26 protein-coding genes are annotated in these 21,096 nt (G+C 28.0%); 1 reads left to right on the top strand and 25 read right to left on the bottom strand.

What is annotated here, in order from left to right:
- Nucleotides 1–24: 24 nt before the first annotated feature.
- The 13 genes from CRN98_RS02100 to dapF all read right to left on the bottom strand — a co-directional run bounded on the left by CRN98_RS02100 (nucleotide 25) and on the right by dapF (nucleotide 9,891).
- A complete protein-coding gene (locus CRN98_RS02100) occupies nucleotides 25–1,092 on the bottom strand; it encodes a M24 family metallopeptidase (RefSeq protein WP_097025770.1) in 1,068 nt (355 codons plus the stop codon).
- Between the two features lie 103 nt (nucleotides 1,093–1,195).
- Complete coding sequence (locus CRN98_RS02105; protein WP_097025771.1) at nucleotides 1,196–1,714, bottom strand: shikimate kinase; 519 nt, start codon at nucleotides 1,712–1,714, stop codon at nucleotides 1,196–1,198.
- 28 nt (nucleotides 1,715–1,742) lie between these two features.
- Nucleotides 1,743–2,165 carry a hypothetical protein gene (locus CRN98_RS02110; protein WP_097025772.1) on the bottom strand — a complete coding sequence of 141 codons (423 nt, stop codon included), beginning with the start codon at nucleotides 2,163–2,165 and terminating at the stop codon, nucleotides 1,743–1,745.
- Complete coding sequence (locus CRN98_RS02115; RefSeq protein WP_097025773.1) at nucleotides 2,155–2,613, bottom strand: hypothetical protein; 459 nt, start codon at nucleotides 2,611–2,613, stop codon at nucleotides 2,155–2,157. The genes CRN98_RS02110 and CRN98_RS02115 overlap by 11 nt, the downstream gene beginning before the upstream one ends.
- Entirely contained in the window at nucleotides 2,610–3,347 is a 738-nt protein-coding gene (locus CRN98_RS02120) for a hypothetical protein (protein WP_097025774.1), read from the bottom strand. The genes CRN98_RS02115 and CRN98_RS02120 overlap by 4 nt, the downstream gene beginning before the upstream one ends.
- Before the next feature lie 81 nt (nucleotides 3,348–3,428).
- A complete protein-coding gene (locus tag CRN98_RS02125) occupies nucleotides 3,429–3,941 on the bottom strand; it encodes a type II secretion system protein (RefSeq protein WP_097025775.1) in 513 nt (170 codons plus the stop codon).
- On the bottom strand, nucleotides 3,908–4,351 hold the full coding sequence (locus CRN98_RS02130; RefSeq protein WP_097025776.1) for a type IV pilus modification PilV family protein: 444 nt from the start codon (nucleotides 4,349–4,351) through the stop codon (nucleotides 3,908–3,910). The genes CRN98_RS02125 and CRN98_RS02130 overlap by 34 nt, the downstream gene beginning before the upstream one ends.
- On the bottom strand, nucleotides 4,335–4,778 hold the full coding sequence (locus CRN98_RS02135) for a type II secretion system protein (RefSeq protein WP_097025777.1): 444 nt from the start codon (nucleotides 4,776–4,778) through the stop codon (nucleotides 4,335–4,337). The genes CRN98_RS02130 and CRN98_RS02135 overlap by 17 nt, the downstream gene beginning before the upstream one ends.
- Before the next feature lie 30 nt (nucleotides 4,779–4,808).
- Complete coding sequence (locus CRN98_RS02140; RefSeq protein WP_097025778.1) at nucleotides 4,809–5,237, bottom strand: type II secretion system protein; 429 nt, start codon at nucleotides 5,235–5,237, stop codon at nucleotides 4,809–4,811.
- 21 nt (nucleotides 5,238–5,258) lie between these two features.
- The gene (locus CRN98_RS02145; protein ID WP_097025779.1) at nucleotides 5,259–6,443 is read right to left on the bottom strand and encodes a type II secretion system F family protein; all 1,185 of its coding nucleotides are present in this window, start codon (nucleotides 6,441–6,443) and stop codon (nucleotides 5,259–5,261) included.
- A gap of 14 nt (nucleotides 6,444–6,457) precedes the next feature.
- The gene (locus CRN98_RS02150) at nucleotides 6,458–7,873 is read right to left on the bottom strand and encodes a GspE/PulE family protein (protein WP_179631874.1); all 1,416 of its coding nucleotides are present in this window, start codon (nucleotides 7,871–7,873) and stop codon (nucleotides 6,458–6,460) included.
- A 129-nt stretch (nucleotides 7,874–8,002) separates the two neighbouring features.
- Nucleotides 8,003–9,019, bottom strand: a complete 1,017-nt coding sequence (locus CRN98_RS02155; protein ID WP_179631875.1) for a hypothetical protein — start codon at nucleotides 9,017–9,019, stop codon at nucleotides 8,003–8,005.
- A 47-nt stretch (nucleotides 9,020–9,066) separates the two neighbouring features.
- The gene (gene dapF / locus CRN98_RS02160; protein ID WP_097025782.1) at nucleotides 9,067–9,891 is read right to left on the bottom strand and encodes a diaminopimelate epimerase; all 825 of its coding nucleotides are present in this window, start codon (nucleotides 9,889–9,891) and stop codon (nucleotides 9,067–9,069) included.
- Nucleotides 9,892–10,056: 165 nt separating this feature from the next.
- Between dapF and CRN98_RS02165 the strand changes: the two genes are divergently transcribed.
- Nucleotides 10,057–11,790 carry an Rqc2 family fibronectin-binding protein gene (locus tag CRN98_RS02165; RefSeq protein ID WP_097025783.1) on the top strand — a complete coding sequence of 578 codons (1,734 nt, stop codon included), beginning with the start codon at nucleotides 10,057–10,059 and terminating at the stop codon, nucleotides 11,788–11,790.
- 63 nt (nucleotides 11,791–11,853) lie between these two features.
- Here the strand turns inward: CRN98_RS02165 and CRN98_RS02170 are convergent, their stop codons facing one another.
- The 12 genes from CRN98_RS02170 to CRN98_RS02225 form a co-directional block, all read right to left on the bottom strand.
- A complete protein-coding gene (locus CRN98_RS02170; protein WP_179631876.1) occupies nucleotides 11,854–12,126 on the bottom strand; it encodes a hypothetical protein in 273 nt (90 codons plus the stop codon).
- Nucleotides 12,127–12,274: 148 nt separating this feature from the next.
- Nucleotides 12,275–13,597: a uracil permease gene (uraA, locus tag CRN98_RS02175; protein ID WP_097025785.1), complete on the bottom strand. Its 1,323-nt coding sequence runs from the start codon at nucleotides 13,595–13,597 to the stop codon at nucleotides 12,275–12,277.
- Nucleotides 13,598–13,661: 64 nt separating this feature from the next.
- The gene (gene pyrR, locus CRN98_RS02180) at nucleotides 13,662–14,198 is read right to left on the bottom strand and encodes a bifunctional pyr operon transcriptional regulator/uracil phosphoribosyltransferase PyrR (protein ID WP_097025786.1); all 537 of its coding nucleotides are present in this window, start codon (nucleotides 14,196–14,198) and stop codon (nucleotides 13,662–13,664) included.
- A 150-nt stretch (nucleotides 14,199–14,348) separates the two neighbouring features.
- Nucleotides 14,349–15,266, bottom strand: a complete 918-nt coding sequence (locus CRN98_RS02185) for an RluA family pseudouridine synthase (protein WP_097025787.1) — start codon at nucleotides 15,264–15,266, stop codon at nucleotides 14,349–14,351.
- The gene (lspA, locus tag CRN98_RS02190) at nucleotides 15,256–15,711 is read right to left on the bottom strand and encodes a signal peptidase II (RefSeq protein ID WP_097025788.1); all 456 of its coding nucleotides are present in this window, start codon (nucleotides 15,709–15,711) and stop codon (nucleotides 15,256–15,258) included. Before lspA ends, CRN98_RS02185 begins: the two co-directional genes overlap by 11 nt.
- Nucleotides 15,712–15,916: 205 nt before the next feature.
- Nucleotides 15,917–16,540 (bottom strand): TraR/DksA C4-type zinc finger protein, encoded by a 624-nt coding sequence (locus CRN98_RS02195; RefSeq protein WP_097025789.1) that lies wholly within the window; start codon nucleotides 16,538–16,540, stop codon nucleotides 15,917–15,919.
- Nucleotides 16,541–16,705: 165 nt separating this feature from the next.
- Nucleotides 16,706–17,503 (bottom strand): 3-deoxy-7-phosphoheptulonate synthase, encoded by a 798-nt coding sequence (aroF, locus tag CRN98_RS02200; RefSeq protein WP_097025790.1) that lies wholly within the window; start codon nucleotides 17,501–17,503, stop codon nucleotides 16,706–16,708.
- 11 nt (nucleotides 17,504–17,514) lie between these two features.
- Complete coding sequence (locus tag CRN98_RS02205; protein ID WP_097025791.1) at nucleotides 17,515–18,207, bottom strand: 5'-methylthioadenosine/adenosylhomocysteine nucleosidase; 693 nt, start codon at nucleotides 18,205–18,207, stop codon at nucleotides 17,515–17,517.
- A gap of 14 nt (nucleotides 18,208–18,221) precedes the next feature.
- A complete protein-coding gene (aroB, locus tag CRN98_RS02210; RefSeq protein ID WP_097025792.1) occupies nucleotides 18,222–19,298 on the bottom strand; it encodes a 3-dehydroquinate synthase in 1,077 nt (358 codons plus the stop codon).
- Between the two features lie 80 nt (nucleotides 19,299–19,378).
- Nucleotides 19,379–20,020, bottom strand: a complete 642-nt coding sequence (locus tag CRN98_RS02215; protein ID WP_097025793.1) for a DivIVA domain-containing protein — start codon at nucleotides 20,018–20,020, stop codon at nucleotides 19,379–19,381.
- Nucleotides 20,021–20,034: 14 nt separating this feature from the next.
- A complete protein-coding gene (locus CRN98_RS02220; protein WP_097025794.1) occupies nucleotides 20,035–20,808 on the bottom strand; it encodes a YlmH family RNA-binding protein in 774 nt (257 codons plus the stop codon).
- 4 nt (nucleotides 20,809–20,812) lie between these two features.
- A complete protein-coding gene (locus tag CRN98_RS02225) occupies nucleotides 20,813–21,085 on the bottom strand; it encodes a YggT family protein (protein WP_097025795.1) in 273 nt (90 codons plus the stop codon).
- Nucleotides 21,086–21,096: the final 11 nt, after the last annotated feature.

The following is a 21,096-nucleotide window of genomic DNA, read 5'->3' on the forward strand; positions in this document are numbered from 1 at the left end:
ATAAGGTAAGTTAATACTATGATTTTAAATTATAATTAAATTTTTAGGTGATTTAGAAAGTATTTCACATCCATTTTCAGTTATAAGAACTAAATCTTCAATCCTTACACCACTAAAATTAGGAATATATATTCCTGGTTCATCTGTAACAACCATACCTGGCTCTAATACAGTGTTTCCCATTGGACTTACTCTAGGCTCTTCATGTATCTGTCTTCCTACCCCATGTCCTAATCCATGTCCAAAATACTCTCCATATCCTTTTTCTTTTATTATATCTCTTGCTACCTTATCTACATCTGCACCAGTAACACCTGGCTTAAAGGCCTTAAGAGCTTTTTCCTGTGCTTCTAGAACTATATTGTATATTTCTAACATTTTGTCAGTAGCATTTCCCATAACTATGGTTCTAGTCATATCAGAGCAATAATCATTGTAAATACATCCAAAATCCAATGTAAGAAAATCACCCATCTTTATAACTTTTTCTGTAGGTTGCCCATGAGGAAGAGATGATCTCTCACCAGATGCAACTATAGATGGAAAAGAAAGTCCACTTCCACCAAATCTTTTTAGCCAGTACTCAAGTTCCACTCCAACTTCTCTTTCAGTCATACCTGGTTTTACAAATTGAAGTATCTTTGCAAAAGCATTATCTGCAATAGCAGCTGCTTTTTTAATAGTTGCTATTTCATCACTATCTTTTATGAGTCTTAATTTTTCTATCATACCTTCCATAGGTATAAGTTCACATTTAAACTTTGCTTTATATGTACTATACTCTTTAAATGTAAGTATGTCTTCTTCAAATCCTAGAGTTTTTATATTTAGTTCATCTATAACTTCCTTTAGATAATCTGCTATAGCTCCTTTATATTGTCTTATTTCATAGTCATTTACTTGTGATTGAGCTTGCTCTGTATATCTTGAATCTGTAATAAATACTCCTTTATCTAATGTAAGTATTACAAAACTCTCATCTCCAGTAAAGCCAGTCATGTAATTTCTATTTGGATTACTTGTAAGTAAAACTGCATCTATTCCCTTTTTCTTAATAAGTTCTCTTAACTTTTCAATCCTTTGTTGTAACATTACCTATGCACCTCCATAAGTCCTTTTCTGCGCAACAATGATATTTTATCAAAAGTTGTGATTATTTGCAAATAATAATGATAAATATTTCATATTTCAATATTTACTTATGTAAATTAGCATTTTTTATATTCTTAATTATATAGTCTGCTATAGCTTGTTTTCCTAATGTTTTTGTGTCAATTATTACATCTGCATTCTTGTAAATACTTATTCTTTTATTATATAACTTTTTAGTATTGGCTGCTATGTCTTCAATCAAAAGTGGTCTGTTATTACTTTTCATATTTCGTTTTATAAGAATTTCTATAGGTAAATTTAAAAATACAGTTGTTCCTAATTTTTTCAACTTACTTAAATTGTCACAATATACAGAAAGTCCCCCTCCTGTTGCTATTACTGTATTATCTATTTTATTTTCAATGAACTCATTTATTAATTCAATTTCTTTTCTTCTAAAGTAATCTTCTCCAAAATTCTTAAACAAAAACTTTATGCTTTGTTTTTCTCTAAATTCAATTATAGTATCTGTATCAAAAAAATCACAATTTAACTTTTTAGCTAATATCTTACCCGTAGTGGTTTTGCCACTTGCTGGCATACCCATTAATATTATGTTCATATATTCCCGCCTTTATTCACATTAAAATTTATATTTTAAATGTAATATGTAATTCCGACTGCACTTTGGGTATATTATTGTAAATATGAATGTATTTTATATCCTGAAAATTTTTTTCTTTAGAAGTCTTCAAAATGAACTCTTTAAGTTCTTCTAGCTTCCCTATATAAGACACATTAACTTCTAACACATTTTTACTATCATCTTTTGTTACCTTTGATAATATACAGTTTTTTTCTTTACTGATTTTTTCTAAAATTTCACTACAGTTTTCTTCTTTGTGTTTCGTATTATTTATTAATGTAGAATATAACGACTTATTTTTACTAATTACATTTTTATAGTATATTATATAATTTATATTTACATATATATTATAACTCATATATATTATAATCAACAAAGATAAAATAAATTTTATTATACTTATCTTGTAATTACTACTTTTCATCTTTTTTCATCCCTATCCTATAATATGTTCCTTTTTCATTTTGCGTTGGTGCTCCTATAAAAGTGATCTTAAATCCTTTTATTTCTTCAAGTAATTTTAAATTATCTGTATAACTTCTTTGATCCGCATATTTAAAATCAATAAATATGGTACTATTTTCTAAGGTTATTTCTGAATAATTGATATTCTTAGATAATTTCATGTCAAGTATTTCCATGAGCTTTAAATTATATTTATCAGTTTCAGATGAAACCAAACTTCCTATTTTATTAGTTATTTCTTTACTTTCACTATTTAAAGAATTCCTATTAACAAATGTAACTATAAAGATTAAAGAGCTTAATATTAAAATTATCTCTAGGATAATTGTTATATTTTTATACAATTTGAATAATTTATTTCTTCTTATTTTTACATACCATAAAGGTGTAAAATTTAATTTAATCACACCTTTAACCTTCTTTCCATATGAGCCTTAAATTCTTCTTTATCAATAACTCCTAAATCAATACAGTTATAGTTTTTATCTAATGGCTTTAGGTGTTCAGTTTCAATATTTGCTACATATAGATTTATATCATTCATAAGTAAATCTTTTTCATGGCATTCTTTTAAAAAATCTTCTAAAATATAATTTAGCTCCATTTTGTTTAACGATAATCTTAACGTTTTAGTAGCTATAATACAGTCATCTTTACATGCGACTAAATATAAGTTATTTTCATAATTACATATAAAAATAAATTCTCTCTGAATTATATGGTTATGAAAATATTCTAAAAAAGTATTTTGAATAATCCATACTGCCTTTATATTATTTTTGAAAGCTATATCTTTTATCTTACTCATTCCATTGCAATTCAAACAAAAAACCATTATCTCTAGAGTGTTTTTACTTCCCCCATATATAGAATAAGAATAACACATATTAGTAATATCTTTGAAATAATATATGATTTCCCTTTCTATCATTTGCTCTAATATATATTTGTCCTTTACATTTGGGAGAGTAAATTTTTTTATAAGAACTTCTTCTCCCTTCACTAAAACATAGATATTCCTTCTTTTTATATCTACATATTTTATTTGTTCTAATGGTATGACACTTTCTCCATTTTCTTTATCCTTTTTATAATAAAAACATTTACTATCTAACTCTACAAGTTTATTCTTTTTTAACAATTATATTTCACCTGCCCTTATTAATACACTTCTATATATTTTATATAATGATTAATATTTACAGCTCTCATACACTGCAGTTTAAACATATAAAATCCTATTAAAATGCAAACTGTACATATTAGCATTGTGTAAATTAAGATAAATCCCTGTTCCTTTTTTACCAAAACACCTTTCATATTCATCTCCATATTTGTCTATTATTTTTATATAAATCACATTACCTTTTTCTTCAACATTAAACCCTTTTATACTATACATAATGTTATTATAATTCATAGGATACTCAGTATCATAGGCTATAATAAGTGTACTTCCATAAAGCTCAATAAAACTTTGCCTGTCAGAGGTAAGTTTTATCATACTTCTTCCATTCTTACTTGCTCTTTCTACACTTGTACTTTTATTAATTTTATATCCTATAAATATAAAAGCTTCATTTATGTAAAACTCCTCTAAATCTTTATTTACCTCCATATAATAAATCTTATTATTTAATGCCAAATTTTTAATTCCTATTAAACTTATAATTCCTATTAGAGCCAATGATATTATGAGCTCTATAAGGGTAAATCCTCTTTTTTTCCTTGCCATGCTGTCCTTATATTTATCTTTTCTTCTGGATAATATAGTTTAATAGAAATTATATAATTTTCTTCTTCTTCATTTGCTATTAGTTCTATGTAAGCTTTAGTGTTTGGAGGTGTAGATTTCATTATTTCACTTAGTCTATTTTCCTTTAAAATATCTATCTTAAAATCATTTTCATAAATATATAGTTTCTTATTCTCCAAAGACTTAAGATTTTCAAATTCCAAATTGTATACTAAATTATTCTTTAGTGCCTCTGTAAAATAAGAATACTTTTGCAAATTGTCATTATGATTTTTTATCCTTAAACTATTTATTATCATTGATGTATTCACAGCTATAGTTATAGATAATATACATATACTGCACAATACTTCTATTATTGAAAAACCTTTTTTATTTGATTTGAACATGGGCTGTCCCCACGCATAATGAAAGTACATGTTCTACCTCCATTCTATCTAAATATTTAATTGTGCAAGCGCTTGTGGTAAACCCTAAATTATCAATTAAAATAATATTGTCAGAAGCATTTATATAAGTAAATTTAAAATTATTAGGGATACTATATCTATATATTGGTATATCGCTGCAGCTTAGGACTATAGTGCCATTATGCTTATTGAATTTTAATAATCCAGTTATCTTATTTTCCCTACAGTACTCTTTTGAATTGTTTATTATATTTAGTATGGAGTTATTACAAAACTTATAATCCACTCTATTCTGTAGCTTCACAAAGTAAGTATGTTTAAACATTCCATAGGATATTAAAATTCCTATTATACTCATAACCATTAATATTTCTATTAAGGTAAAACCTCTCTTAAATGTTTTCAATGACTAGCTCGCCTCTTTGCTAATATTATTTTATACCCCACCATTTTCTTCGCCTGTAATATCCTTAGTAGGACTTAATTCATAATTGTTCTCTTTAGGGTCTATAATTAAAGAATATTGCTTATTATCCAATGTGAACTTTATTGTGAGTATTTCACTGCTTATTGAAGCAGATAAACCTGATACATTTCCTACAAGATTTTCAATATCTCTCTCTATTTCTTCTTCAGCAAACTTTCCTCCTCTTTCTCCATAACTTGCCATAGCCGCTGTATATATTTGTTGTGCTTCATTTTCAGCCTTTAAATCCTTAGCTTTTGTCATGTATCCATTAAATTTTGGAAGCATAAAGCTCATAAGTATAAGCGCAATTGAAATCACTATTAAGAGCTCTATTAACGTGAAGCCTTTCTTTACACCTCCCTTCCTAATTATATTTTTGATACTTTTCTTGTTCATCTTTACTACCTCCTACTTAATTTAATAAGCTATTAAATCCATAATATTTATCATAGGTATCAAAAGTCCTATGACTATACTTCCTACCATAAAAGAAACTATAATTATCATTACAGGCTCTAAATATATAGATAATTTATCTACTTTTTCATAAATTTCCTGTAAATACATATCTGCTATTTTTAGCAACATTTCTTCTATATTTCCCGCTTCCTCTCCTACTTCTAGCATAATGATCTTTTCTTTATCAATTAAATTTAACTTTTCAAAAGCCTCTGAAATAGACTTTCCACTTTTAAGCAGATTAAGTACTTTTAATATCTTTTCTTTAAAAAATATACTGTTTAATGAACTTTGAAGTTTTTCCAAAGAACTCAATATATCTATGCCCGATAAGAATAAAAAGCCTAGATAATAAAATATTTTTTGGAGCTCATAGCTCCTAAACAAAGTTCCAACATATGGTATACCATATGTTACTCCTTTAAAATCCTTTATTTTATTTATTAATTTTGATTTGATTCCTACAGATATAAAAAGTAAAATTAGTAGGATAAGAAAAATATTGTTGTATGTTTCTTGGAATAGAAATATTATAATCTTTGTATATGCAGGAATTTGTCCACCGAGATCTTTTAATGTTTGCAAAAATTCAGGAAGTATATTTGTTATAAGAAATGATGTAATGCATATTGATGTTATAAAAACTATGAAGGGATATATAAATGCTTTTTTTATTTTTTGTGTAAGTTTCATCTCTTCTTTATAATGCATTGCTAGATTATTTAATATTTCTACAAGTTTACCACTCTGTTCTCCAGCAAATATCATTTCTATAAAAAGTGATGGATATATATTTTCTTGAAGCTTTAAAGAAGAATAAAGACTTTCTCCTTTTAAAATGTCATCTCTTATTTTATATAAACTTTCCTTTAACTTTTTATTTTTTGTCTTATCTGATATTAAATTTATAGCTTGAATTAAATTTATTCCTGACCTTAATAATGTTTCAAGGCTTTTACATAGCATATATAAAGTATTTTTATTTATTTTTTTATTAACATTTAATAAATCAATTTTTCTTTTATACCCTAAGAGATACCATCCATTTTTTCTTAAATCATATTCAAGCTCTCCAACATCTTTTGCCCTAAATATTCCTTTTTTATATTTGCCATCTAATTTTACAGCTTTGTAACTATACAATTTATTCACCGCCCCTATAGCTTTTTCACTTCATTAAAACTTGTTACTCCTAGATTTACAAGGTTTAATGCATTTTCTTTAAGGGGTATATAATTTAGCGAAGCATTATACTTATTAAATTCATCTATGGAAAAGTTCTTAGTAATTATTTTTTTATGATTTTCATCTATTCTGATAGCTTCATAGGCTGCAGTTCTTCCACTATATCCAGTTCTATTACAATATGGGCATTCATACTTATTATTTATATTTTTACAATGAGGACATAGTTTTCTTATAAGTCTTTGAGATATAACTCCTACAAGTGCATTTGCTACTAAATAAGGCGGCACTTTCATATCTAAAAGCCTTAAAACAGAAGACGGTATGTCACTAGTATGTAATGTAGAAAAAACTAAATGCCCTGTTATTGCTGCCCTCACTGCTATTTGCGCCGTTTCTTCATCTCTTATTTCTCCTACCAATATTACATCAGGGTCTTGCCTTAATATACTTTTTAGTCCCGTTGTAAAAGTAAGTCCTGTTTTATTATTTACATTTATTTGATTTATATCTTTCACATAATACTCTACTGGGTCCTCTATAGTAATTATGTTTTTGTGTTCCTTATCCATCTCATTTATCATTGAATATAAGGTGGTAGTCTTTCCGCTCCCCGTAGGTCCTGTAACAAGTATCATCCCATAAGGAATACTCAAAAAACTCTTTATTAGTTTTAAACCCTTCTTGTCAAATCCTAATTTTGAAAGAGATATATTTTCATTATCTTTATAGAGAATTCTTAAAGCCAATTTTTCTCCATAAATTGTTGGCATACTTGAAACTCTTATATCATAAATTTTAGAATTTATTTCGTGTTCAAATTTTCCATCTTGAGGTATCTTCTTTTCTGTAATATCTAAATTACTTAGTATCTTTATTCTTATTATAATTTGATTAAATATATCCTTCGGTATTTCCTGTGCCTTATATAAAACTCCATCTATCCTAAATCGTATAATAACATTATGGTCATTAGGTTCTAAATGTATGTCACTTGACTTTTTAAGTATAGCTTCGTTTATAATATAATTTACAATTTTTATAATTGGAGAATTTAAATTCTCCTGTTTAATAAGTTGATTTTTGCTATCTTTTTCTTCATTTAGTTTATATACTGCCTCTTGTACTTCTTTTACTTCATAACTTTTATATATTAAATTTAAGACTTTTTCTTTATCCCCTTTAAATACTTCTATATTCTTTTTAGAAACAAATTTTACTTCTTCTATTGCATAAGCATTCAAATCTTCTGATGAAATTAGCTGGAGCGTATCCTCAATAATTTTAAAGGGTAATATTGAGTATCTCCGTGAAATATTCATAGGTATAAGCTTAAGTGCCTCGCTACTTATTTTCAACGTGTCTACATCTATATACCTTAATTCCAAAATATTCACCTTCCTTTATTATCCATTTAAGATACTATCCATTATCTTTTAAAATAATCAGCTGAAACAAAAAAAGTGACTTTATTTATATAATTCTTTAAAAATCATATAAATAGGTCACTTCTCTTATTATTCACTTGCTATTTTATAATATGACGGTTCATCCGAAATTAATATATTAGAATTTTCATCTTCATTATATAAAAACACATCATTTTTTAACTTAGTATCTTCAGAATATCCTAAATAATATATAAATCCTCTATCGTCTAAAGCTAATCCTCCATTTGGATCAACAAATTTAGGGAAATCATAATTTACCTTGCTTAAACTTAAATCATCTAGAGATAATTTAAATAAATTAACTTCCTCTTGATTATCAGCTGCAATTAAAAATATTTCTTTTTGTTTTTTATTATATACTCCATCATATATAATTTGAAAATTTGTATCTAATTTTTTTAAGGAGTTGTCACTTTTATTATATATCATTAAATTATTTGATTCACCATTATCGAAAAGCATAAGTAGATTTCCATCAAAACATATAAAAAATTTACAATATCCGTTAAGTACAGGTGTATATACTGTTTCTTCTTGATTCTTTATATTGTATTTAAAAACATTTGTACCTTTGTCCTCTGATGCTCCGTAGTATAATATTTCATCTTCATTTAGCCATGCATATAAATTTCCAGATACTAATGTTTGATTTTTAAGCAAAACAGGTTTATTTCCCTTTATATCGTATATTTTAAGCCCTTCTGCACTATCTAGTGAATCTTCTTTAAAGCTCCTATATGCTAAATAGTTAGCATTAGGAGATAGCTTCATATCCTCAGCAGCATAAAACTCCTGTAAAACTTTTTCTCCATTTAAACTTAATATTTTAATGATACTTTTATTAAAATTTTTCCCTTTAGAAATTACCTCTTTAGACACATATACCTTGTTTTCATTATTATATTTTATATCACTTATATTTTTCAATTTGTCTATGCTTTTTAAAGATAGTTCTTTTTCTTCAAGAATACTTATATTATTTTCTTCACTTCTTAATATAGAAACTGTAGGATATTTAGGTAAAACTACTTGTGAAACATTATCATCTGCTTTTTTATTAGTACAAGAACAAGTAACTATCATTAGAAATATCAGTGTAACTAATAAAATGTATCTTTTAATAAGCGTCATTACTCTAATTTATACTCTCCTACAAATACTGTTTCAGCAGGTCCCTTCATAAACACTCCTAAAGGATCAACTTCTATGTCAAGTCTTCCTCCTGGCAATTCTACTCGCACTTTTGAACTTACAAGACCTAATTTATTGCATGCAATAACAGCTGCACAGCTTCCTGTACCACAAGCTAAAGTAGGCCCTGCTCCTCTTTCCCACGTTTTAACTTTGATGTTTTCTCTATCCACAACTTCACAAAAATTAACATTTGTTCCTTTAGGAAACAAGTGAAATTTTTCTATAGCTCTACCTTCTACTACATCAAAATCCTCTAATTTTCCTATTATAATAGTATGAGGAACTCCCATAAGTAATGAGGTTATTGTGTATGCTCTATCATTTATTTGCAACTCTTTTTCAATTATTTCATTATCACTATTTGCTGGTATATGCTTAGGACTAAAAGACGGAATTCCCATATCTATTTTTATATTAACTGCTTTCCCATTACTAATTTCTAAAAATGCTTCTTTAATTCCATCTCCTGTTTCTATTTTCATATTTTTTTCTTTTACTATTTCTTTATCATATACATACTTTGCAAAGCATCTTATTCCATTACCACACATAGATGCATAAGATCCATCTGCATTGATTATTATCATTTGTATAGAAGCTATAGTGCTTTTAGTTACAATAATAAGCCCATCTGCACCTATTCCAAAATGTCTATCACATAACTTTTTAGCTATATCCCCATACTTTTCTTTATATATACCATTAATATCATCAATAACGATAAAATCATTCCCATTTCCATGCATTTTTACAAATTTCATAATTGCTACCTCCTAAAAATATCAAAAATAGTTTACTACTTTATGTAAATAATATCAATGATTAAATATATCTTTATTTTAAATTTTTATAATGTTATACTATATACTACGAGAAAAGGCCATAATTTACCTTTACTCACACATTGTTTTGAAAGGATGATTACTTTGGCATTAGACGGTATTTTTTTATATAGCCTCTCTCAAGAACTTAAGGATAAAATCACTGGAGGCAAAGTAGAAAAAATAAATCAACCTGAAAAAGATGAACTACTATTATCCATAAAAAAGGATAGAGTAAGTTTTAAGCTTCTTATAAGTGCTAGTGCTGTGTATCCTAGAATTCATTTTACAGATATAGCAAAAGAAAATCCAATGTCTCCACCTATGTTTTGTATGCTTTTAAGAAAATATTTAACCACTTCTCGAATTGTAGATGTTCGACAACTTGAATCAGATAGAGTGTTATTTTTGGATTTTCAAAGCAAAGATGAATTTGGTTTTGACAGCATTTATACTTTAGTAATTGAAATAATGGGAAGGCATAGCAATATAACTTTAGTACGTGCTAAGGATAATATGATAATGGATAGCATAAAACATATTACTCCAGATATAAATAGCATTAGATGTCTTTATCCTGGAATAAAGTTTGTATATCCACCTTCTTCAGAAAAACTAAATCCATTTAACTATTCATACGAAGATTTATTTAAATTTGTTACTGAATCAGAACTAAAAATAGATAAAAATTTCTTTTCTAAAGTATTTACAGGAGTAAGTACTGGATTATCTAAAGAACTACATAATAGATTAACCTTAGAAAATATTACTCTTTCCTTAGAAAACTTAAATGTCATAAATGATTATGTATATAAGCAATTTAGTAATTTATACAATAAAAACTTTTATTTTGCAACATATTCTCTAGAAAATCATTTGAAAGATTTTCACTGCATTAAGCTAACTTACATGAATGATTATGATGTGATAGAATACACTTCTCCTTCAAAGCTTTTAGATAGATACTATGCTGAAAAGGATAAAGATGATAGATTATCTAGTAGAACTTCTAATTTACAAAAGCTTGTAAATACAAATTTAGATAGATGTTTAAAAAAATTAGATATACTTAAAAATAACTTAAAAGAGTGTGAGGAAAAGGATAGATATAGAATATTTGGAGAACTATTAACTGCTAACATATATAATATAAAACCAGGAGATGAAAGTATAGAGGTTTTAAATTATTATAGTGAAGATGGAGAATTTGTTAAAATAAAATTAGATCCAAATAAGTCTTCTTCTCAAAACGTACAAATTTATTTTAAAAAATATACTAAGTTAAAAAAATCCGAAGAGGCTGCATTAATACAAATAGAAAGCGCTAAAGATGAAATTAGCTATCTTCAATCAGTACTCACAAATATATTAAATATTGAGGATTACAATAGCATTGATGAAATTAAAAATGAGCTTATGGAAACAGGATATATAAAATTCAAAAAGGATTCTAAAAAGAAAGATAAGAAAAGTAAACCGATGCATTTTGTATCCTCTGATGGTATAGATATATATGTTGGTAAAAACAATATTCAAAATGACTTTTTGACACTAAAATTTGCAGATAAAAATGACATATGGCTTCATACAAAGGAAATTCCAGGTTCACATGTAATTATAAAGCATAAAGGAAATTTACCTGAAACCACATTAGATGAAGCAGCAAATTTAGCAGCTTATTATAGTAAGGCTAAAGATTCTTCTAAAGTTGCTATAGATTATACTGAAGCTCGTCATGTTCACAAACCAAATGGTGCAAAACCTGGTATGGTAATATATTATACAAATAAAACTATATATATAACTCCTGAAAAACCAAACTTAGAAAAGCTTCAATAATTTTATTGAAGCTTTTCTTATATATTCATATGTTTTCCTCCATAATATTACATCTTATATTTTCTATTTGCTTTCATCATCCAATTCTTCAATTTCAAATTTATCAAAATTTATTTCTTCAATAAAATTATTTTCATCAAAATAAGTTTTATTTCTATTGTTATACTCTTCTAAATTATGATTAAGCCAGTAAGGCTTAGCAATATCTAATTCCTTACATATTTCCGTTACTGCTTCTTTTAAAGCTTCTTGATATGTATCTTTTAGTACTAGTTCAACTACTTTATCTTTAATTATCTTATTATCCTTTATTAGTTTTCCCCAAATTCTTAACATCAGCTACCTCCTAAATGTAAACTTTTTTATTTCTTTTTTAATTTTATAACAAAACTTTAATTATTGCTACAAATAAAATAATTTAAAAAGGAAGTTTGCATATGCAAACTTCCTCACTTTTTCAAACTTCTAGTACCTTATTTATAAATTATACTGCCTTTGCTTCTTTATCATCTGATGAATTTGGTACTTCTTCTTCTGATTTACTTACTTTAGGAAGTATTATATTTAATATTATTCCTACTAAAGTTGCAAGAGCTACACCTGCTATTTCTACTGGAGCTCCATTTACTGTAAACTTAATTGCTGCTCCACCTATACCTAAAACTATTATAACAGATGATATAACCAAATTTCTTTTTTTACTAAAATCAACTTTATCTTCTACAAATACTCTGAATCCTGATGAAGCTATTATTCCGAAGAGTAATATACTTACTCCTCCCATTATTGGCATTGGCATAGTTTCTATTATAGCTGCTACAGGTCCTATAAAGGAAAGTATAATTGCAAGTATTGCAGCTCCTCCTATTACCCACACACTATAAACTCTAGTTATAGCCATAACTCCTATGTTTTCTCCATAAGTTGTATTTGGAGGACCTCCTGCAAGTCCAGCAAAAATTGTAGCTACTCCATCTCCAAGTATTGATCTATGCAGACCTGGATCCTTAGTAAAATCTTTCCCAACTACATTGTTAACTACATAAACGTGACCTATGTGTTCTGCCAGTGTAACAAATGATACTGGTGCCATAAGTATCATTGCATTTAAATTAAACTTTGGTGCCATAAAAGGTGGCAGGTGGAATAATGGTGCTTGTAAAATCTTATTTATACTTTCATCTGGAACTGCTCCTAATATAAAAGCTGCTATATATCCTGTTATCATTGCTATAAGTATAGGAATTACTCCTAAGAATCCCTTAAAGTACATAGTTCCCAGAACACCAACACCTAAAGTTATCATTGAAACTGCAATCCAAGCCCATCTTGGCACACCTTCCATGGAAGGTGCCGTAAAGGCTGAGTTTAGGCCCGCCCAATTTATTGCAACCCCTGCGAGTCCTAATCCTATAACTATAACCACAGCTCCAACCACTACTGGAGGTAGTAATTTATTTATCCAATTTGTACCAGTAAAACTAATTATTAATGATACAACCACATATACGATACCCGCTGCTATTACTCCTGAAAGCATTGCTTGCTTCCCGTATGCAGAAGATGCAACAGTCATCGGCCCAATGAACGCAAAGGATGAACCAATGTATGAAGGCAATTTTGCCTTAGTACATAAAATATATAAGAGTGTTCCAACACCACTAGCAAAGAGCGCTATAGATGGGCTCATGCCTGTAAGCATCGGTACAAGTATAGTAGCCCCTACCATAGCAAACAAGTGCTGAAAACTTAACGGTATTGTCTTTAAAATAGATAATTTTTCATTTACATCTACATAATTTTTCATTCATATTCCCCCTTTTTTAGCCTCTCTGGGCTAATTTAAAAGTATATACTAGCTTACAAAAAGCTTATACTTCATAAATTTTTACTGAATCTTCGCCATCTATTTCACTTACTGCTACTGAAACTATTTCTTCATGGGATGTAGGTATATTTTTACCAACATAATCTGGTCTTATAGGAAGCTCTCTGTGTCCTCTGTCTACCATAACTGCAAGCTGTATCATATTAGGTCTTCCATTATGAAACACTGCATCTATAGAAGCTCTTACTGTTCTTCCAGTATATATTACATCGTCAACTATAATTACCTTTTTATCCTTAATTTCAACTTCTATTTTATCATTATTTACATTTGGATCATCATTTATAGTACTTAAATCATCTCTGTATAATGTGATATCTACAATTCCTACCGGAACCTTAACCCCTTCAAATTCTTCAATATTTTTAGCTATTCTTTGTGCAAGAGGTACTCCTCTTCTCTTTACTCCTATTAAAACTATATCTTCTACACCTTTGTTCTTTTCTATTATTTCATGTGATACTCTAGCTAATGCTCTTTTCATTGCCTTGTCGTCTAAAATAACTGCTTTTAAATTCATTTTTTAACCACCTTTCACAAAATATAAAAAAGCGTCTTGATCTGTGTATCAAGACGCACTTATACTCTACTACCTATATCGCGCCTTATGATCTCACAGGACCACTTAAAGGAAACTTATTTCTATAAATAGAATATCATTAATTTAATATTATTTCAACTGTTTTTCTAAAATATCTAATACATTTTTGAAGTAACTTGGAATACTGCACTGAAATTCAACATATTCATTAGTCCTTGGATGTATAAAACCAAGTTTTTGAGCATAAAGCATTTGACCTTCCAAATTGAATTTTTGCTTTTTATATCCATATACGGGGTCACCCACTAACGGATGTCCAATATGGCACATATGTACTCTTATTTGATGAGTTCTTCCCGTTTCCAATTTACACTCTACTAATGTGTGCTCTTTAAATCTTTTAATTACCTTGTAATGAGTAACTGCTCTTCTTCCACCAGGTACTATTGCAACTTTTATCCTTTCCTTAGGATGTCTTGCAAGGGGCTCATCTATTGTGCCTTCATCTTCCTTTATTATTCCTTCAACTAGCGCTAAATACACTCTAGTAATTGAATGCTCTTTGAATTGTTCTGATAGCTTATTATGAGCATTGTCATTTTTAGCAACTACAAGTATTCCTGAAGTATCCTTATCTATTCTATGAACTATTCCAGGTCTTGCAACTCCATTAATTCCAGACAAGTCACTACAATGATTTAATAGAGCATTAACTAAAGTGCCTTCATAATTTCCTGGAGCAGGATGTACGACCATTCCTTGAGGCTTATTCACTACTATAACATCACTATCTTCATAAATTATATCAATAGGTATATCCTCTGGTTCTATATTAAGATGAGTAGGGTCAGGAATACTTATTTGTACTTCATCACCTATTCTCAATTTATAATTGCTTTTTTTTATATTAGAGTTTACTGAAACCTCTTCCTTTTCAATAAGCCCTTGTATAAAAGACCTAGATTTTCCCTCTAAGTTTTCTGCCAAAAATGTATCAAGTCTTTTATTTTTATTTTCTTCAGTTATTAAAAATTTTCTATTCTCCATTTTTCTCTTCCTTTATAACATAAAGTGCTAATAAAGCTGTTCCAATTGTTACAAATATATCTGCTACATTAAATGTAGGAAAATAATACATATCTTTATAATGTATTAATATAAAATCTACTACGTACTTATAATAAGCCCTATCAATAAGGTTTCCTATAGCTCCACTTATGATAAAAGCTAAAGATAATCTTAATATCAATGATTGAGGTTTATATTTAAATAAATAGAATAATACACCAATTGTAATTATAAACGTAATTATGGCTAAGAATATAGTTTTATCTCTAAATATTCCAAAAGCCGCTCCCGTGTTTTCTAAATACGAGAATTGAAAGAAGTCTTTTATTATTATTAAATCTTTTCCCATAGAAAGCTCTTTAACAGCCCATATTTTAGTTACTCTATCTAATATAACTCCTAAAATTATTATGATTACTTCCAATGACACCCTACCCCCTATTTTAGTTGATAATTAATACTTAATAATTAATGTTTAATAATTATTTAAGTAAGAAATTTATAAAGTTAATTATAAATTTCTTACTTAAATATAATTCATAAAAAACTCCCACTTACATTTCAGCTTAACTATGTCAATTTGTTAAAAATGCTTTATTGAGTGTTAAGTATTATCTATTAACTATTATTTATTCAATAGTTTTTCTATATTGTTCATTACTTATAGTGTCTATAATATCTACAATACCTTCATGGTCTTCATAATAGTCATCTTCAAATATATTTTCTCTTTTATTGAAAAATCCTACATCATCATAAGAGTCCATTCCATCAAAAGCTGCTTCATCATAATCATTTATCGTATAATCAAAATTTTGAATTACCTTTTCTTCTATGGGTCTATTTTTAGGTTGAAAAGCACGACTATCTAGTTTTACATTAAATCCACTATGATTATGCCTTTGGCAATTTACACAGCACTCTGCATAAGGTATAAATTCCAATCTCTCTTCATTTATATCCTTTCCACACTCTTGGCATTTTCCATAGGTTCTATCTTCTATACGATTTAATGCATCATTTATTTTATTTAATATATTTACTTCATTTCCCTTCAAAGCCAATCCTCTTTCTTTATCATATACTTCACTTGCCATATCTGAAGGATGATTATCGTATAGCGAAAGCTCCGTTAAGAATGATACATTAGAATCTATAGTATCATTTCTTTTCATTAAATGTAATGTTTCTATTACATTATTTTTTTCTTTCTCAAGCTTTTTTTTAAAATAATCTAATTTAGATTTATCCATAACTATAATTATCCCCTTTCTCCTTAAATACGAATTTTTATAACTATAGTTATTTTATCTTTAATAAATTAAATTATTCTAATAAAATTCTTAAAGTAATTTAAAGCTTCTTGAAAAGAAACTTTAAATTACTTTAAGTTTTTTTCAACCTCATATTCTAAGTAACTACAAAAGTTCTTTATTTTTTATTTTACTCATTATATTCATTAAAGTTTCCATAGAAATTGTTTCTCTTGAATCTGAAACAGAATTATCTGGATGAATATGACTTTCTATCATAAGTCCATCCGCTCCAACAGCTAAAGCGGCCATACTCATGGGTAAAACAAGTTCTCTAAGTCCCGTTCCATGACTTGGGTCAACTATTACAGGTATTCTATATTTTTGTTTTATCACAGCTACACTGTTTAAATCTAAAGTATTTCTTGTGTAACTTTCAAATGTTCTTATTCCTCTTTCACAAAGAACTACATTCATATTCCCTTCTGCCATAATATATTCTGCTGCGTAAATCCACTCTGCTAAAGTCGCACTCATGCCCCTTTTTAAAAGCACAGGCTTATTTGCCTTTCCCACTTCTTTTAAAAGGCTATAATTATACATGTTCCTAGAACCTATTTGGATCATATCTACGTACTCTATTCCTTCTTCAACATCACGAGTATCCATTATTTCAGATACCACTGGAAGTCCCGTAGCTTCGCTTACTTCATTTAGTATTTTCATACCTTCAAATTTTAGCCCCTGAAAGGAATATGGAGAAGTTCTTGGCTTAAAGGCCCCACCTCTTAACATATGAACGCCTAAACCTTTTAATGTCTTTGCAATTTTAAGCATGGTATTATAATCTTCTACTGCACATGGTCCAGACATTATTATTTTTTCACTTCCACCTATCTCTACATCTTTTACTTTTACTTTGATCCTTTCTCCATTTTTTATATCTACCAATAAATTTTCCATTCCCTTATCACCTACATAGTTTCTATCATATTCTTAATAATACCTATAGAATTTTTTACAGCTATTGGCTTAAACTTTTCATATTCTATATGTGCTCCATTATTAGCATTATCAGATGCAGATCTTATTATTACAAAAGGCACATTATTTAAATGGCAAACTTGAGCAATGCTTCCACCTTCCATTTCACATGCAAGAGCACCAAATTCTTCGCTTAGCCAAATAATTTTGTCTCTATCAGCTATAAACTGATCTCCTGTAACTATTCTTCCTACAAAACATTTACATTCACTTACTTTTTCACAAGCTGCTTTTGCTTTTAAGACTAATTCATTATGACATTTAAAATCAAATGTATCCATTCTAGGAATTTGTCCTTTTCTTTCTCCAAATGCAGTTGAATCGCAATCATGTTGTACTAAACTATCTGCAATAACCACATCTCCAGGAAGTACATCCTTGCCTACCCCTCCTGCTACTCCCACATTTATAACTGTATCAACATTAAATTCATCTATAAGTATTTGTGCACATACCGCTGCATTTACCTTACCTATACCACTTTTAACAACTACCACATCATGTGCCCATATTTTCCCTAGGTTAAATTCCATTTGCGCTTTATTAAGCTTTCTTTCTATATTCATTTCATTTATGATTGGCTCTACTTCCTCAATCATTGCTCCTATAATTCCTATTATCATAATTATTTTCTCCTTCAAGATATGCTATTCTTTAATGCACTTATAATATCTTTTTTATTTATTTCTACTTTTACTTTAGGTTCATTTAAGTCTTCTAATAATATAAATCTTATTTTTTCATCATTTTTTTTATCATGATTAATAGCATACATAAATAAAGTATAATTGTCAACTTTATACTTTGTAGGAAGCCCTAGCTTTCCGTATAAGTTAACAATATTCCTATATAAGTCCTTTCTTAGGTTACATATATTTTCAGAAAGCTTTATTGAAGCAAGCATTCCAAGTGCTACAGCTTCTCCATGAGTTAACTTGCCTCCTGAATTTATTTCAATAGCATGACCTACTGTGTGGCCAAAATTCAATATATTCCTTATTCCTGTATCATTTAAATCATTTTTTATTATTTCTGATTTTATCTTAAGGCAGCTTTTTATTATATGAATCATTTTATCTGTTTCTTTTTCCAATATTCCCTTATAATTTTCATTTAGAAAATTTAAAAGAGCACTGTCTTTTATAAGCGCATATTTTACTACTTCTCCTAGTCCTCCTTTAAACTCCTTTTCCTCTAGTGTTTTTAAAAAACTTGTAGATATATATACAAACTCTGGATGATGAAAATTACCTATTATATTTTTTAATCCATTGTAATTATATCCAACTTTTCCTCCCACTGAACTATCTACTTGAGATAAAAGGGTAGTTGGTATATTTATATATCTTATTCCTCTCATATAAGTAGAAGCAACAAATCCAACTATGTCTCCTACAACTCCTCCACCCAATGCCATTAATAAGCTATTTCTATTTGCATTGTGTTCTATCAAAAAAGAGTATATTCCTTGAACGGTATTTATGTTCTTATTTTCTTCCCCTTCCTTAAAACAATATTCTTTTACATTATATTGTTCTTTAAACCTTTCAATAATATCTTTATAAATGGAATGTACCTTATTATCTGTAATTATAAACATTGAATCCTTATCTTTTATCTTATTTTCCATTAGAGCTTGCGAAAATCTGTCCATAGATGAGCTTATATATACTTTGTATTCTCTATCACTTAATTTCACACTTAGTTCTTTCATATTTCTATCCCCTTTCTATTGGATAATAGGATAAATAGAACTTCAATAAAAAATCTCACTCTAACGAGCGAGATTTTTTATTATCTTTCTGCAAAAAAACTTTTAATTTGATTTAATTCTTCAGAATCAAGAACTTTAGTTTCTTCTAAATCTTTTTTCATAAAGTCTTCATCATTACTTAATTCTATATTTATATTATTTCCTAATTCCTCTAAAACTAGACTATCATTTTTATTTTTTTCTACATAGTTACCTATATTATAATTTCTTATATAATCCTTTTCCATTGTATCAAATACTTCCAATTGAGATTGCATAAAAGTTTTAAACTTTGTCTTAAATATTATAAATTCTTGCTTTGTTCGTTCAAAATCATCATTTATTTTCATCACTTCATTATGAGCCTTATCTAAAATTCTTTGAGCTGTTTCATTGGCATTTAATACAACAAGTTCTGCTTCCTTTTGAGCTGTTTTCCTAGCTTGATCAGAAGCATTTTGTGCAAGCAAAAGAGTACTTTGAATTGTATCTTCCATTTTTGCATAGTGTTCAATATTTTCTTGTAATGCATTCATTTTTTCTTTTAAACATGAATTCTCTTTATACAAAGCTTCATAGTCTTCGGCTGTCTTTTCTAAGAATTCTTCTACTTCGTCCATATCATATCCTCTAAAAGACTTCTTAAATTCCTTATTTGTTATGTCCATAGATGTTGTTTTCATATGATCACCTCATTTTAGATAAATTTCTTTAGTAATATTTTAAATCTTCCGCTGCCTGTAATGCCTACTTGAGATACTATTTTATACTTACCATAACCCCTTATAGTAAGTATCGAGTTTTCCTGAACTATTTTATCTTTTTCAGTTTCTATTCTATAATCCTTTACAACCTTGCCTTCTTTTATAATATCTAAAGCTTTACTTCGAGAAAGCCCTGTTATAGAACTTACAATAGAATCTAATCTAAAGGAAGTTGATATTATATTTTCTTCTTTAAACTTATATTCTGGCAAATGTGTAGTATATATATCAACTATTTCCACAATACATGGACTATTCCCTACAGATTTTAAATTATATATTATATAATCTGCCAATTCTTCATATACTGCCACATATGCTGAGGAATCTTCACATATTAAATCTCCGAGCTTTTCCCTTTTTATACCTAATGCTAAGATACTTCCTAAACAATCTCTATGGGTTAGCTTAGTAAATTCAGATTTATTTTGTATCTTAATTAAACTTATTGGAAAATTCCATACTTCTCCTTGTGAAAAAGCCACTACTTTTCTTTCTGCTTCATTAAATATACCATAAGAGCTTATATTCACTCCTAAAGCTCCTTTAATATTTTCTAAATGTTTCCAAACACTTGGAGCATAAAACTCCTCTGTATATACTTCTCTTCCTGTTTTTAAGCAAAAACATATCCTTTCATATAACTTTGAAACTTTATTTTTGTCTTCAAATGCCAAGGTATTTAAAAATGCTTTTTTATCTATCATATTATTATAAAAGCCCAATAAGTGAAAATGTAATTTTTCTTAAAATAGATATAATGAAAAAAGCAATTATTGGAGAGAAGTCTATCATAAGTCCTGGCATAATTTTTTCTTGAATTTTTCTTCCTGGAGCTAGTAATGGTTCTGTAATAGAATGTAGAAAATAAGTAAATTTATTTTCTACTCCCCTCATAACAAAAGAAAGTATTATCTCTGCAAATATTGCATATTCCATTACAACAAACAACAAACTAAAAATTTTGTACAAAATATAATTCATATAAACCTCCA

This window comes from Clostridium peptidivorans (assembly GCF_900205925.1).
Classification (GTDB): Bacteria; Bacillota; Clostridia; order Clostridiales; family Clostridiaceae; genus Clostridium_AK; species Clostridium_AK peptidivorans.